The sequence below is a fragment of the Croceivirga radicis genome (assembly GCF_002072105.2).
In the GTDB taxonomy this organism is placed as follows: domain Bacteria; phylum Bacteroidota; class Bacteroidia; order Flavobacteriales; family Flavobacteriaceae; genus Croceivirga; species Croceivirga radicis.
In genome coordinates this window covers 233,620-247,796 of the sequence record NZ_MTBC01000004.1, presented here as the reverse complement: position 1 = coordinate 247,796, position 14,177 = coordinate 233,620, and the positions used below count along the sequence as shown (strand labels likewise).

The 14,177-nt window shown below is 37.0% G+C and carries 16 protein-coding genes; 4 read left to right on the top strand and 12 right to left on the bottom strand.

From position 1 onward, the window contains the following. Positions 1 to 5: 5 nt before the first annotated feature. Entirely contained in the window at positions 6 to 860 is an 855-nt protein-coding gene (locus BUL40_RS08085; RefSeq protein ID WP_080318823.1) for an aminotransferase class IV, read from the top strand. On the opposite strand, the gene BUL40_RS08080 is transcribed toward BUL40_RS08085, so the two are convergent. From BUL40_RS08080 to BUL40_RS08060, 5 genes are all read right to left on the bottom strand, one after another. Then, complete coding sequence (locus tag BUL40_RS08080) at positions 847 to 1,407, bottom strand: YqgE/AlgH family protein (RefSeq protein ID WP_029511396.1); 561 nt, start codon at positions 1,405 to 1,407, stop codon at positions 847 to 849. The genes BUL40_RS08085 and BUL40_RS08080 overlap by 14 nt on opposite strands. 115 nt (positions 1,408 to 1,522) lie before the next feature. Next, positions 1,523 to 1,795 carry an HU family DNA-binding protein gene (locus tag BUL40_RS08075; RefSeq protein WP_010517279.1) on the bottom strand — a complete coding sequence of 91 codons (273 nt, stop codon included), beginning with the start codon at positions 1,793 to 1,795 and terminating at the stop codon, positions 1,523 to 1,525. Positions 1,796 to 1,972: 177 nt separating this feature from the next. Continuing rightward, complete coding sequence (gene fmt, locus BUL40_RS08070) at positions 1,973 to 2,929, bottom strand: methionyl-tRNA formyltransferase (RefSeq protein WP_080318822.1); 957 nt, start codon at positions 2,927 to 2,929, stop codon at positions 1,973 to 1,975. Continuing rightward, a complete protein-coding gene (locus BUL40_RS08065) occupies positions 2,919 to 4,805 on the bottom strand; it encodes a RecQ family ATP-dependent DNA helicase (protein WP_080318821.1) in 1,887 nt (628 codons plus the stop codon). Before BUL40_RS08065 ends, fmt begins: the two co-directional genes overlap by 11 nt. 4 nt (positions 4,806 to 4,809) lie before the next feature. Further along, complete coding sequence (locus BUL40_RS08060) at positions 4,810 to 5,385, bottom strand: AAA family ATPase (RefSeq protein WP_080318820.1); 576 nt, start codon at positions 5,383 to 5,385, stop codon at positions 4,810 to 4,812. 73 nt (positions 5,386 to 5,458) lie between these two features. Between BUL40_RS08060 and BUL40_RS08055 the strand changes: the two genes are divergently transcribed. From BUL40_RS08055 to murA, 3 genes are all read left to right on the top strand, one after another. Further along, on the top strand, positions 5,459 to 5,746 hold the full coding sequence (locus BUL40_RS08055; protein ID WP_010517274.1) for a DUF493 family protein: 288 nt from the start codon (positions 5,459 to 5,461) through the stop codon (positions 5,744 to 5,746). A gap of 68 nt (positions 5,747 to 5,814) precedes the next feature. Next, the gene (locus BUL40_RS08050) at positions 5,815 to 6,471 is read left to right on the top strand and encodes a DUF4290 domain-containing protein (RefSeq protein WP_010517273.1); all 657 of its coding nucleotides are present in this window, start codon (positions 5,815 to 5,817) and stop codon (positions 6,469 to 6,471) included. Between the two features lie 20 nt (positions 6,472 to 6,491). Further along, a complete protein-coding gene (gene murA / locus BUL40_RS08045) occupies positions 6,492 to 7,799 on the top strand; it encodes a UDP-N-acetylglucosamine 1-carboxyvinyltransferase (RefSeq protein ID WP_010517272.1) in 1,308 nt (435 codons plus the stop codon). Here the strand turns inward: murA and BUL40_RS08040 are convergent. The 7 genes from BUL40_RS08040 to BUL40_RS08010 all read right to left on the bottom strand — a co-directional run bounded on the left by BUL40_RS08040 (position 7,796) and on the right by BUL40_RS08010 (position 14,150). Then, positions 7,796 to 8,224: a BLUF domain-containing protein gene (locus BUL40_RS08040; RefSeq protein WP_080318819.1), complete on the bottom strand. Its 429-nt coding sequence runs from the start codon at positions 8,222 to 8,224 to the stop codon at positions 7,796 to 7,798. The two genes, murA and BUL40_RS08040, sit on opposite strands and share 4 nt — an antisense overlap. Before the next feature lie 61 nt (positions 8,225 to 8,285). Next, complete coding sequence (locus BUL40_RS08035; protein ID WP_080318818.1) at positions 8,286 to 9,290, bottom strand: pirin family protein; 1,005 nt, start codon at positions 9,288 to 9,290, stop codon at positions 8,286 to 8,288. 7 nt (positions 9,291 to 9,297) lie between these two features. Continuing rightward, on the bottom strand, positions 9,298 to 10,167 hold the full coding sequence (locus BUL40_RS08030; RefSeq protein ID WP_080318817.1) for a VOC family protein: 870 nt from the start codon (positions 10,165 to 10,167) through the stop codon (positions 9,298 to 9,300). An 8-nt stretch (positions 10,168 to 10,175) separates the two neighbouring features. Continuing rightward, positions 10,176 to 11,606 carry an amidohydrolase gene (locus tag BUL40_RS08025; RefSeq protein WP_080318816.1) on the bottom strand — a complete coding sequence of 477 codons (1,431 nt, stop codon included), beginning with the start codon at positions 11,604 to 11,606 and terminating at the stop codon, positions 10,176 to 10,178. A gap of 45 nt (positions 11,607 to 11,651) precedes the next feature. After that, complete coding sequence (locus tag BUL40_RS08020) at positions 11,652 to 12,962, bottom strand: cryptochrome/photolyase family protein (RefSeq protein ID WP_080318949.1); 1,311 nt, start codon at positions 12,960 to 12,962, stop codon at positions 11,652 to 11,654. Then, positions 12,962 to 13,657, bottom strand: a complete 696-nt coding sequence (locus tag BUL40_RS08015; protein WP_080318815.1) for an SDR family NAD(P)-dependent oxidoreductase — start codon at positions 13,655 to 13,657, stop codon at positions 12,962 to 12,964. The genes BUL40_RS08020 and BUL40_RS08015 overlap by 1 nt, the downstream gene beginning before the upstream one ends. 1 nt (position 13,658) lies before the next feature. Next, positions 13,659 to 14,150 (bottom strand): SRPBCC family protein, encoded by a 492-nt coding sequence (locus BUL40_RS08010; protein ID WP_080318814.1) that lies wholly within the window; start codon positions 14,148 to 14,150, stop codon positions 13,659 to 13,661. Between the last annotated feature and the right edge of the window lie 27 nt (positions 14,151 to 14,177).

Here is a 14,177-nt window from a genome sequence, read left to right as displayed (position 1 = left end):
TTTTTATGGTAAATTTTAATGGAAACTTAGTAGCATCAGAAGAAAAGCTGTTTAGCGCTAATAGTAGTTTTCTTTTAAATGGAGATGCACTGATAGAACCAATTAGGGTTGTAGATAATTCAATAATTTATTGGGAAGAACATTATTTTAGGCTAATGGCAAGTATGCGTATACTACGCATGCAAATACCCATGAATTTTACCATGGAGTATCTTGAAGAAGAGATACAGCGAACCATACAAGCTTTATCGTTATCCAAAGCTGCTTTTACGGTAGAATTAATTGTGGCAAGACAATCAGCTAAGGAAGAAGATTTAATCAAATCTAAAACCGTTTATATAATTAAGGCAGAACCACAGGAAACTACCTTTTATACCAATAAGGAAGGTGGATATGAAGTAGAATTGTTTAAAGACTATTATTTTAATACTGATATGTTGTCTACCATTAATACTACCAACAAAATTGGAAAACAGGTAGCCAAGGTTTTTGCCTATGAGAACAATTTGGCCAATTGTTTGCTGTTAAATTTTAACAAACAAGTAATAGCGGGTATAGAAGAAGCCTTATTCTTAGTAAAGGATCAATTAATCAAAACACCACCTATTTCTGATGGCGCCCCAAATACCGTTATCAGGAAAAAATTAGTAGAAATGCTAGAAAAATTGGAAGATTTTGAAGTTCAAGAAGCCAGTATATCTCCTTTTGAATTACAAAAAGCGGATGAACTATTTTTACTGGATACCCAAAAAGGAATTACGGCTATTAGTAAGTACAGAAAAAAAGAATTTAAAACTACAGTAAGTACCAACTTACAGGGAAAATTGAATGCGCAGTTACGTTTAGCTAGTTTAGCGTAGGGTTTTCTGGTGCATTGGACCAAATCAAATAATCACCTCCAAGTTCTACCATTTTCTCTTTCCAGAAAGCTTCTGCAGATTTTTGGATAATATCACTTTCGTAGACGTTCGCGGTAACCACCCATGAGTTGGATTTAAGTTCATGGTCTAGTTGCAACGCCGCCCAACCAGAGTACCCTAGAAAAAAACGAATGTCCTTATCTGTAATAACACCATCATTGATTAAGGAAATGGTTTTTTCAAAATCGCCGCCCCAATAAATACCGTCAGAGATTTCAATGCTATTTTCTATTAGCTCAGGTACTTTATGAATAAAATATAGGTTATCTTGTTCTACGGGGCCACCGTTGTACACTTTAAATGGTAGTTTAATATCGCCTATTAGGTCGCAAATATCATAGTCTAGCGGTTTGTTTAAAATAAAGCCAACAGAGCCTTCCTCATTGTGCTCTGCCAAGAGCACAACCGATCTATTAAAAGATACGTCCCCTGTTAATGAGGGTTCTGCTATAAGGAGTTTCCCTTTTTTTGGCTTTGGTCCCATCATTTTTGAATAGCTAGATATTTTAAATGTAAGACTTTATGTAATAAAATACAATATGGTATAATAAAAAAAGCACCTATTCTTGAGAAATAGGTGCTTCATAAAAAGGAATATTTTGTTAGTTTACAGCATCGCTCAACTCAGAACCTGCTTTGAACTTTACAACGTTTTTAGCTGCAATTTGGATAGTTTGTCCAGTTTGTGGATTTCTACCTTCTCTTGCCTCTCTTTTAGATACAGACCAAGATCCGAAACCTACTAGAGAAACTCTGCCACCTTTTTTCAAAGATCCTTCAACATTGCCCAAGAAAGATTCCAATGCTTTTTTGGCTGCTGCCTTAGTGATGCCAGCATCAGCTGCCATAGCATCGATTAATTCTGTTTTGTTCATAATTGAATTAAATTAATTGTTGTTAAAATTATTTTAATGCTGAACAAATTTATACGGATTTGCCATCGACGCAAGTAAATACAAGGGAAATCGCCGTTTTTGTTAATAACTTGAATTGTTTGTTGATAACACTAGTGCAAAAAGTGCATTTCGTCGAAGCCTAGTAAACATAAGGGTTTAGAACATTTTAGCATTATTAGAAATATCCCAACCGTTCAAAAGATCATTTACGGCCATTTTTCGCTTACCAGGAAGTTGTATTTCGGTGGGGTATATAAAACCATCCTTAACGGCAATTTTTAATTTCTTTCCTTCCAAAATAACGGTCCCTATAGCCAAATCATGTGCAACAAGTTCTTTATCCGCATTATAAATTTTTACGGTTAGCACATCTTCACCGTTTTGTAAATGGGTCCAAGCGGCCGGATAAGGACTTAGCCCCCTGATTAAATTATAGATTGTCTCCATTGAAGCACTCCAGTCTATTTGGCAGGTTTCCCTATAAATTTTTGGAGCAGCTTTGAGTTCTTTGGCTTCCTTTTGAATTTGTGTAACCACATTACCTTCTTCAATGGCTTGTACGGTTTTACTAATGAGGGAAGCACCAAGGTGCATTAATTTATCATGCAGCTCTCCAGCGGTTTCATTTACCTTAATTTCCGTTTCTTCTTTAAAGATGATTGCTCCAGTATCAATTTTTTCATCAATAAAGAAGGTAGTAACACCAGTTTTACTTTCTCCATTAATTACGGCCCAGTTAATTGGTGCTGCCCCACGATATTGGGGTAATAAGGAAGCATGTAGATTAAATGTACCAAACTTTGGCATTTGCCAAACCGCTTTTGGAAGCATCCTAAAGGCAACTACCACTTGTAAATTGGCGTTTAAAGCTTTTAGTTCTTCCAAAAACTGCTCGCTTTTAAGATTGGTAGGTTGTAAAATAGGTATAGACTGGGCTAGGGCATATTTTTTTACAGCAGACTCAGAAAGTTTTCTTCCCCTGCCAGCAGGTTTGTCTGGAGCGGTAACCACACCAACTATGTTATAACCATCTTCTACTAATTTAGACAAACCGGCTACAGCAAACTCAGGAGTGCCCATAAAAACAATTCGTAATTCTCTTTTATTTACCATTTATATGATATCTGTTATCTGTTGACAAAGTTAAAGTACCATCTTCCAATAATTCTCTTAGTTCTCCAAGAATTTGCTCCGGATTACCCGCTACTACTAAGGAAAGCTCCCTAGAGCTCAGTGGTTGTTTACTTAAATGGAAAATTATTTCTGGTTTTAAAGGTTTGGATTTTACCTGTTTTAAGCAAATATCACAAGTACCGCAAGGTTCACTAGTTTCTCCAAAATACCGCAGTAAAAACTGTTGTCTACAAACCCTACTATTTACCGCATAGGCTATCATCTGCTTTAATTTCTGAATTTTAGTTTCGTTTAGCTTAGCAACCTTATCGGCAAAACTATTAATGGTTAGGTCATCTTCCCTAGGTACTAAGAAACGTAAAGTAAGGTCTTCTTGTTTGGCATTATAGGATATGAGACCATCCATTTTTAACCTTGTAAGGCAATTTTCTATTTTTTTTAGCGGCGAATTGTTTTTTTTAGCGATTAGGTTAGGATTAATATGTGTTTCAAATTCAAATACGCCACCGTAGGTTCTTAAGATGGTTTGTGTAACGGTTGCTAAAGACGGGTTAGCCTCTAACCAGTCAAAAACCTTATATTTATTTGCTGTAAATTGTATTATGGTACGCTGTACACTTTGCTGTTGTAATTGTATTATGGCATTTTGGTCTAGCATTCGCAAACCGTTATAAACCATACCTGGATTTAGTTTATAAAGTAAACTAAATTCATTAAGGTTAATGCCAAATTCTTCTCCGCTTCCTTCTCCGTAAGCTATCTGTAGGTAAGAACATACTTTTCTAAACAGCAACTTTAAAAATGCAATTGTTGGTAATTGATCAATAAATTGTTTTTGGGTTCTGGCAATTGTTTCCGCGTTAATGTAAAGTATTGCTTTTGCTGGTAAACCATTTCTGCCCGCCCTTCCTGCTTCTTGAAAATAGTTTTCTAAGCTATCGGGTAGGTGAAAATGAATAACCAAACCCACATCTGCCTTGTCTATGCCCATACCAAAAGCATTGGTAGCAACCATTACCTTGACTTTGTTGGTTAGCCATAGGTTTAAACGTTCTTTTTTTTCTGTTTGGGTTAGGCCACCATGATAGCTTTGGACGGTTATCCCTTTTTGTTGTAAATAGTTTTGTATTTGTAACGTACTTTTTCTAGTACGTGTATACACTATGGTGCTATTGGAAACCGAGTTAATACTAGATACCATTTGAAAATACGTATCTTCTGCTTGTACAACGGAAAAAGCAATATTTTTTCTAGCAAAGGAATCTTTGTAAAGATTAACATGGGTAAGGTCTAAGGCGTTTTTAATGTCTACAATAACTTGTTCTGTAGCAGTTGCCGTTAACGCTACAATAGGAGTTGTTGGGTGTAGCGCTCTTAAAATGGAACATTTTAAATACGCTGGTCTAAAATCTTGTCCCCAAACAGAAATACAGTGCGCCTCGTCTATGGCAATACAATTTACCGGCATCTGTTTAATGCGGTCCTGTACCAACTCTTGTTGTAGCCTTTCTGGGGATAAGTATAAAAATTTGTAATTACCATAGATACAATTATCCAATACATGGTCTACTTCTTCAAAAGACATACCTCCTAATAGGGCGGTGCATTTTATACCTTTATCTTTTAGGCCAGAAATTTGGTCCTGAATTAAAGCAACAAGTGGAGAAATAACAATGCAAATTCCATCTCTTGCTAAGGCGGGTACTTGGTAACAGATAGATTTACCACCCCCAGTGGGTAAAAGCGCAATAGTGTCCCTATTGGCCATTACATTTTGTATGATGTCTTCCTGTGAGCCCCTAAATTCAGAATAGCCCCAGAATTGTTTTAATATTACCAAAGGTTGCTCTTGCACAGCCTTAAGTTACATTATTTAGCACAAATTCTATTCGTTCTGGTATGGTGGTTTTTGGTACCATAATTAGTTTGTATCCAAAGCGTTGGTAGGCTTCTACTAAATGATGGTGCAATTCTTCTGCTTGTTCGTAGGTTTCTAACCTTTCGTTGTCAGACACGTAAATTTCCTTCCAAGGTGGAACCATAAAAATGGTATCGTATCTATTGGCATCACAAGTTTCTAAAAATTCATTCGGATATTCTTGCTCAAAATAATCCATGTAGGCTAAAACATCTGGTAAACCGCGATCAAAAAAACTAATAGCATCTTGTTTTTTCAATGCAGTCTCGTAATGGGCCAATCGCCCTTCTAGTAACATACGGTTAAACGCCATTGGGTCTTCTACAAAGTTCAACGGGTTTATGGTTAATTCGGCTGCTTTTTTTCCTTGCTTTTTAGCTTCTGCCGTCATGGTTCTAATTATTTCATGATAGCAGGTAAAGCCTTGTGCTTCTAAGCCCTCTACAAGAACTGTTTTTCCGGTACCGGGGGCACCTGTAATTACTATTTTTCTACGTTTTTCTTCCGCTACATTCATCCGGCAAAGTAACGAAATTGCGCTTTAGGAATAAAATTGAAAACAAGCACTTATCTTTGTGTAAAATAGAAAAATGGAGGAGAAAAATTCCGAAGCGTTCTATACGCGTCTTAAAGAGCAATTGTGGGAGAATACAAGTTGGCCAAGTAAGTATTTATATAAGTTTATAGTACCATCAGATAAGGATAAGGTAGAGCAAATTCATAATATATTCAATAACACGGGAGCTGTAATAACTTCTAAACAATCTAGTAAGGGTACTTATACCAGTGTATCTATTACGGTAGAATTAGAAAATCCGGATGCCGTAGTGGCCAAATACAAAGAAGTGGCCCAAGTAGAAGGTGTTATTTCGTTATAAAATGTAGTTACTGCTGATAAATTTCTTAATTTGCAGGCAGAATAATATACTTCCTAAAACTTTCCAGTTTGAATTTAGTAGAGAATTTAGAATACAATACAGAGCGCTCGCAATTGATTATTCCAGAATATGGAAGACATTTTCAGAAAATGGTAGATCACGCGGTTTCTATAGAAGATAGAGCGGAACGCAATAAAGTTGCACAAGCCATTATTAGTGTAATGGGTAATCTACAACCCCATCTTAGGGATGTTCCAGACTTTCAACACAAATTATGGGATCAATTGTTTATCATGTCTAATTTTCAGTTAGATGTAGACTCACCATTTCCTATTACAAGTGAAGAAGTGCTTAAACAAAGGCCAGAGCCTTTAAGTTATCCGCAGAACCATCCTAAATACAGGTTTTATGGTAACAATATCAAAAGAATGATAGATGTAGCCATAAAATGGGAAAAAGGAGATATGCGAGATGGATTGGAATATGCTATTGCCAATCATATGAAAAAGTGTTTTTTAAATTGGAACAAGGATACGGTTGAGGACCAAGTAATTTTTGAACATCTAAAAGAACTGAGTAACGGAGAAATAGATTTAGCTCCTGAAGGGGAAAGTCTAACAGATAGCGGTCAGTTTTTAAAGAATACCGGTAGGTCCAACACGCGTAGCAATACTAGAAACCACGGTAAAAAGCATACCAGAAACAACAGAAAAAAAAGAAACTAACCATTTTTCAAAATTTTTAAATGGGAACATTTAGAATTCAAGGGGGTATTAAGCTTAAAGGCGAAATCACCCCTCAAGGTGCAAAGAATGAAGCTCTGCAAATACTTTGTGCTGTTTTGCTTACACCGGAAAAGGTAACCATTCACAATATTCCAGATATTGTAGATGTAAACAAGTTAATAGCGCTTTTAGAAGATTTAGGCGTTAAAATCCAAAAAAAAGGCAAAGGTTCTTATACGTTTAAGGCAGATGATGTTAACCTAGAATACCTGCAATCCGAACAATTTAAAATAGATGGTAGGGGATTAAGAGGATCCATTATGCTAGTAGGACCGCTCTTGGGTAGATTTGGTCAAGGTTTTATACCAAAACCAGGTGGCGATAAGATTGGTAGAAGAAGATTAGATACCCATTTTGAAGGTTTTATAAAATTAGGGGCATCTTTTAGATATAACAAAGAGGAACACTTTTATGGTGTTGAAGCTAAGGAGCTTACAGGAACCTATATGCTATTAGATGAGGCATCGGTTACCGGTACGGCAAATATTGTTATGGCTGCCGTATTGGCAAAAGGTACCACTACTATCTATAATGCTGCCTGTGAACCTTATTTGCAACAACTCTGCAAGATGTTGGTGCGTATGGGGGCTAAAATTACGGGTATAGGTTCTAACCTTTTAACCATAGAGGGTGTAGAGGCGCTAGGTGGTACAGAGCATACCATGTTACCAGATATGATAGAGATTGGTAGTTGGGTTGGGCTCGCGGCCATGACCAAAAGCGAATTGACCATTAAGAATGTAAGCTGGGACGATTTAGGACAAATACCTTCAGTTTTTAGAAAGTTAGGAATAACATTAGAACGAAGGGGTGATGATATTTACATTCCTGAACATAAAGATGGCTATGAGATACAAAATTTTATAGATGGTTCTATTATGACTATTTCAGACGCGCCGTGGCCCGGTTTTACACCAGATTTGCTCAGTATTATTTTAGTTGTGGCAACACAGGCCAAGGGCGAGGTGGTTATTCATCAAAAAATGTTTGAAAGTAGATTGTTTTTTGTTGATAAACTGTTAGATATGGGAGCTAAAGTAATCTTGTGTGATCCCCATAGGGCAACAGTAATTGGGCACGACTTTAAATCTACCTTAAAGGCCACGACCATGACGTCTCCAGATATTAGAGCCGGTATTTCTTTGTTGATAGCCGCGCTATCTGCCAAAGGAACTTCTACTATTCATAACATTGAACAAATAGATAGAGGTTACGAAAATATAGACGAACGTTTACGTGCCATAGGTGCGGATATCGTTAGGATTTAGGATTTCTTAAATAGTATTTGATTTACGTTTTTAAAGAAATCCATAGAAAGCCTGCTTGGCTTTGTAAATGCGCTAGATTTATCGAAAATAGCATCGATTTGGCGCATTTTTTCATGTGGTACACTAGTATTGTCGGAAAAATCATGATAAGCCATATCCCAATCTATAAATATCCGCTCCGAAATTTCCATTTCGTCTAGCGTCTGGATTTTTTCGTGTCTTTTATCCTTCTTAATATTATCAAAAAGTGAATTAATTTTTTCTTTTTCACCTTCTAGAAGTTGTACAAATTCATTGTTATGATAAAGCAGGCATCCCGTAATATCATTATCATTATTGAAAGATCTTGCTTTACTGAGCATTTGATATATATCAAATTTTGAAAAATTAGGCACAGCTACCGAACGGTAGATAATAGAATACATATTTAGTTGTTAGGTTGTGGTATTTCAAATATAACTTTTAGTCTGTTACCATTCAAGTAGCTTATAGTTCCTTTTCAACTATTGTCCCATCTGGATAGTTGGCAAAACGTCCTCTACCATTTTCATGTACATTATCAGCATAGGGCCATGGCCAACCACCAAATTGGGTAAGCCTATATTCTTCAAAAGCTTGTTCGATCTCTTTTTTAGTATTCATGACAAATGGGCCATGCTGTGCTATGGGTTCAGCAATAGGCTTGCCCTGTAATAACAATAAACTGGCACTTTTTGCATTAGTGCTTATTTCTGTTTTGATGTTGGCGTTTAGGTCTATTCCATGATTAACCTTAATTGGTTCCTGGTTAATCTGTAATTGTTCTCCTTCGTAAAAGTAAAGCGTCCTGTTTATAGTAGCATTTGTTGTGGGTAAAGTAAATGTACTATTGGGCTTAAGTTTTAAAGTCCAAATAGCTACTTCGTTTTCATTAAGGTTTGCCCAGGAATTTGGAGCAGGAGATGGAGCTTTATTACCGTGGTACGTACCTGCAATTAGTTGTAATTCTGTGCCATTCTCCGTAACAATAGGTATATCTTCTCGCCAAAGCATTTTAAAATGTGGTTCTGTAAACTTATCCTTTTGTGGTAAATTCAACCAAATTTGAAAGAGTTCTAAAGTGTTGGGTTTGTCTTGGTGCAATAAAGGGAACATTTCTGAGTGTTGTACCCCACGGCCGGCCGTCATCCATTGTACATCTCCCATGCCAAACCTGCCGGCTGCCCCAAGGGAATCCGAATGGTCACAGTAACCTTTGTTTACTACGGTAATAGTTTCAAAACCACGATGGGGATGGTACGGAAAACCAGGTATGGTTTTACCATGATACATTCTAAAGCCATTCTTTTTCTGAAAATCATTGCCTAAAGGTCTCCCCTCTAAATGTTTTTGATCTGGCCCTAAGGTTTCTGTCCCTTCTGGATAATTATCTTGATGGTAAACACAGAATAAGAATGGGTCTTGTGTTAGCCAAGGAAAGCCAAGCGGAAAAATTTTATGTATTGCACTCATAAAACGATTAATTTACATTGCTAATCTCTATCCACTGCCCGTTTGGGTCTTGAATAAAAATTTGTTCTAGATACTCTGATTTATCTAAAGGATGTTCATCTTTTTTTGCACTCTTGTAATATGGAATGTTATTGCTTTTTAAGTGGCTAATAACCCTGTTTAAATAGGGCGTAGTTAAGTTGATGATATTATTTTCGGTTGAAGTTAAGGAGTCTTTTTTTAATAACTTTATTTGCGTCTGGGCATCTAGATACAAAAGCTTAAATTTTTCATGTTCGTTACCACTTGTTCTAAATCCGAATATTTGTTCGTAAAATTTAGCCGTATTGTCTATGTCTGTTGTAAATAAGTTGACTTGCTTAATGGTAAACTCAAATTGGTTGTTTAGGGCAAGAAATTGTGTTTTGAGAAAAATTTGCTCCCACTCGCCTTTATCATATACACCAACCGTATAGTTATAGGTATGATCATTTAGATATTCCCAATGGTCTGTAACTTGGGTACCCCCATAATCATAACTGTACCAAATGTCTTTATCTGTTATATATACTTTACCTTCGGTAGTGTTTCCCTCAATATCAAATTCCCAAAATTTAATTTTTCCTGTTCGGGGTTCAAATTTACGGATTCCATGGGCCCTATGCCCAAAGGCCTTTTGTTCGGGGTCTAGAAACCCTTTTGTTTCTGTTATTACCAGATTGCTATCTAGCGCTATTCTAAAAATTTGCTCTTGTTTAAAAGTAGAACCGTTACCCCAGACTCCTTCGGCTATCCAAGTTTTACCTAGTAGCGGAATAAACGCTTGCATATCTTTTTGTTGGGCGTTAAGCGACAAAAAGCCTGCTAAAAGCAGGCTATAAACGTAATTATTTGACATGTAATCAATTAGTTTTTTCCAATTGGAGGCGGTCCGTCTATCATGGCTTCGTACTTTTCGTCTCCTTTTCTTGTTTTAAACTCTTCTTTAACTTTGGTTACCAATTTAGGATTTTCAAATAAATCTACCATCGTCATTGCCATTGCTTTTGAGGCATAGACCATACCTTTATGACCAATGCTCATTCCACCACAGGCTACTACCGCCCACGAATGCCATGGCGTATCTTTTGGCGCTACGGTTACACTTAAATTTATATTGGGCACATTCCAACTAACATCGCCTACATCCGTAGAACCGCCACCAGGTAATTCTTGGGTTTCTAGTAATGGATTTATATTGCTGTCCATACCAACTTCTGGCTTGCCGGTAGCTTTTTGTATGGCTTTACCAAAGGCTTCTTCTTCCTGGGTATAGGAAATAGGCCCTAAAAGTTCTAGGTTTCCTTGCATAATTTCACCTCCAGTACGGTTTACCAATGTTTCGTAAATACCAGAGACCAAGCTAATTTTATAATCAACATTTGCCATAATTGCTGCACCCTCTGCCATTTTTTTTACCTGTTCATAAGTGGGTAGCATTACTTTTCTTTTTGGGTCTCTTACCCGTACCCAAATTTTAGAATAATCCGGAACTACATTAACCACTTGACCGCCATCTTGTATATGATAATGGATTCTAGAGGTAGGTTTAATATGTTCACGATAGTAATTGATGCCGGTGGTGTAAAGCTCTAACGCATCAGAAGCACTTCTTCCGTTCCAAGGGTCAGCAGAAGCATGCGCTGCTTGTCCGTAGAATTCTACTATAAAATCGATTAGGGAAAGACCGCTTTGTACATCTGCTTCAATATTGGCGCCAGGATGCCAGCTAATATTTACATCTACATCGTCCCAAAGGCCAGCCTCTACCATCCAAACCTTTGCAAAGTATTTTTCTTCTGCTGGTGTTCCCAAGAACTTAACGGTTCCTTTAATTGTACCCGCTTCTATTTGTTCTTTTATAGCAATTGCCGCACCTAAACTTGCTGCACCAAACATGTTATGACCACAACCATGGCCTGGAGCTCCCTCGTTTAACGGATTTTTTGTAGGTTCTGTTTTTTGTGATAACCCCGGTAATGCATCAAATTCTCCCAATATACTAATTACCGGTTTTCCAGAGCCGTAGGTGGCGGTAAAAGCCGTTGGAATGTTAGCTACGCCGCGCGCTACGGTAAGACCGTTTTTTTCTGCATAGCTTGCTAATATTTCTGCAGATTTACTCTCCTCAAAAGCTGTTTCTGCCAAAGCCCAAATAGAATCGCTAATTGCAATAAGGTTTTCTTTGTGGTTTTCTACAGAACTAATAACGGCTTTCTTGTTTTTGCCCATTTTTTGGGCAACGAGTAGGGTTGGTAGTGCTGCTGTAAAGAAACAACACAATAGTAGTTTTTTCATAATTAGTACTCTTTGGTTATCCCTAAATGTACTAATAAAAAAAAGTTATCCTACAGCTTCTTTATATACTTTTAAACAACGTTCTCTAGCTTCCTTATGGTTTACCATCTTATCTGGGTAGCTAAATTCATTTATATCCGTTACCCAACGGTTAATATATTTCTTGTCCTTATCAAATTTATCTACTTGGGTCATGGGATTAAATATCCTGAAGTAAGGTGCGGCATCTACACCACTGCCAGCTGCCCATTGCCAATTACCTACATTGCTGGCCATTTCATAATCCAATAACTTTTCTGCAAAATAAGCTTCGCCCCAACGCCAGTCTATAAGTAAATGTTTACATAAAAAACTAGCCACCAACATACGCACCCTGTTGTGCATATATCCGGTTTTGTTAAGTTGTCGCATACCTGCATCTACCAAGGCGTAGCCCGTTTTACCGGCTTTCCACTTTTCAAATTCCTCTTCGTTATTGCGCCAATTTATGCGGTCATATTTTTCGCGGAAGGCGTTATTTACCGTTTTTGGATAATGATATAGAATTTGCATAAAAAATTCTCTCCAAATCAATTCGTTCCAAAAGGTTTCATTTTTTTCCTCTGTGGCCTTCTTAACCATTTTTCTAACAGATACGGTACCAAACCTTAAATGTGGCCCAAGTCTAGATGTTCCATTTTTTAAATAAGGGTAGTTGCGGGTATCCTCATAATTGGCTATTAAATGTTGAGTGGTTAAATAATCTGGTATTTCTATTTTGGATTTTTCAAAACCCATATCTGAAAGACTAAGGTTGGGCAGTCTACTGTGCTTTACGTAACTATCAAAGTTTTTTTCGCTATCATAATTTACCAAGTCTTTAGATGGGTTAAATGTTTCTTTCCATTTTTTCATGTAGGGTGTGTACACCACATAAGGGTCGCCATCATTTTTAACAACTTCATCTTTTTCAAAAATTACTTGGTCCTTAAATGTTTTAAAATTGATTCCTTTGTCCTCAAGAAATTCTTTGACCGCGGTATCTCGTTGTTTAGCGTAAGGTTCGTAATCATGATTTGTAAAAACGGTCTCGATGTTGTAATCATCAACTAGTTTTTTAAAAACTGTTTTAGGCGTATCGTAAAATATTGCAAGACTGCTATCTACTTTATCCTGAAGCGTTTTTCGCATTTGTTGCAGCGTTTCAAAGATAAACGTGACCCTAGCGTCATCTTTGGGTAAATTTTCAAGAATTTCTTTATCGAAAATGAAAATGGGTAAGATGGGATAATCTCCAGATAGGGCCTGGTAAAGCCCAACATTATCCTCCAAACGTAAATCCCTCCTGAACCAAAATATCGAAATTTTATCTTGCATCATTGGGTGTTTAAGGTTGATAATCCGCCATCTACACCTATAATTTGTCCGGTAATCCAAGAAGATTTATCAGATAAAAGATAGGCAGCCAAATTAGCCACATCTTTAGGTTGGCCATAGCGGTTTAACGGATGCCTTTTGGCCATCATTTCTTTTTTCTTATCGTTACTTAATAAACGGTCTGCCAATGGAGTATCTATCAATGAAGGGGCTATAGCATTAACCCTTATTTTAGGAGCATATTCTGCGGCAAGCGATTTGGCAAAACCCTCTACGGCTCCTTTGGCGGCGGCAATGCTTGAATGGAACGGCATTCCTGTACCTACCGCAACGGTACTAAAGAAAACCATACTTGATTTTTCTTTTAGCAGGGGAATAACTTTTTGTACCACCTTTATCAATGAGAAAAAATTTAACCGCATGTCTTGCTCAAATGTTTCCAAGGATAACATTTTAAACGGTTTTAAGTTTATGCTTCCAGGTAGGTATGCAAAACCATCCAATTCTTTTGGTAAACTATCCGTATTTAAGGTGTCTGTTGTGGCATCAAAAACAATGTGATTAACCTCTAAATTTCCTAAATCGTCTTTTTCTCTAGATGCTACGTAAACGGTACAGCCTTCATCTACAAGTATTTTTGCTAATTCAAATCCTATTCCGTGAGAACCGCCGATAAGTAAAATATTCTTTTCCATTTTATTCAAAATTTATACTGTTTTTGTATCCGTTAAGCTTTCCAAATAGTTCATTCAATTTAGCCTCTCGGAACTCAAAAATTTTCTTTAATTGTTGCTTTACCAATAATGGATGCGCAAGCCTGCCAATAAAACCTAGAGGAATTTTATAGTCAATAATATCTTCCATTTCTACACCACCCGTAACCTCCTTTATAAAATGCTTATGGTGCCACAAGGCATAGGGGCCAAAGCGTTGCTCATCAACAAAATATTCTCCTTCTTTAACATGGGAAATTTCAGTGACCCATTTTGTGGCAATTCCAGGAAACGGATATACTTTATATTGGATTATTTGTCCTGGATACATGCCTTTATCCGCTCCGGATAAAATTTTAAATCCCATGTGTTCTGGGGTAATTTCCTTGAGGTTATTAGGATTGGACAAAAAGTCCCATGCTTTTTCCTTAGAAATAGCTAATCCTTGTTTTGCAACTAACCTGTACACTTTCATTCTTCAATTTTTAACAAATATATTAGC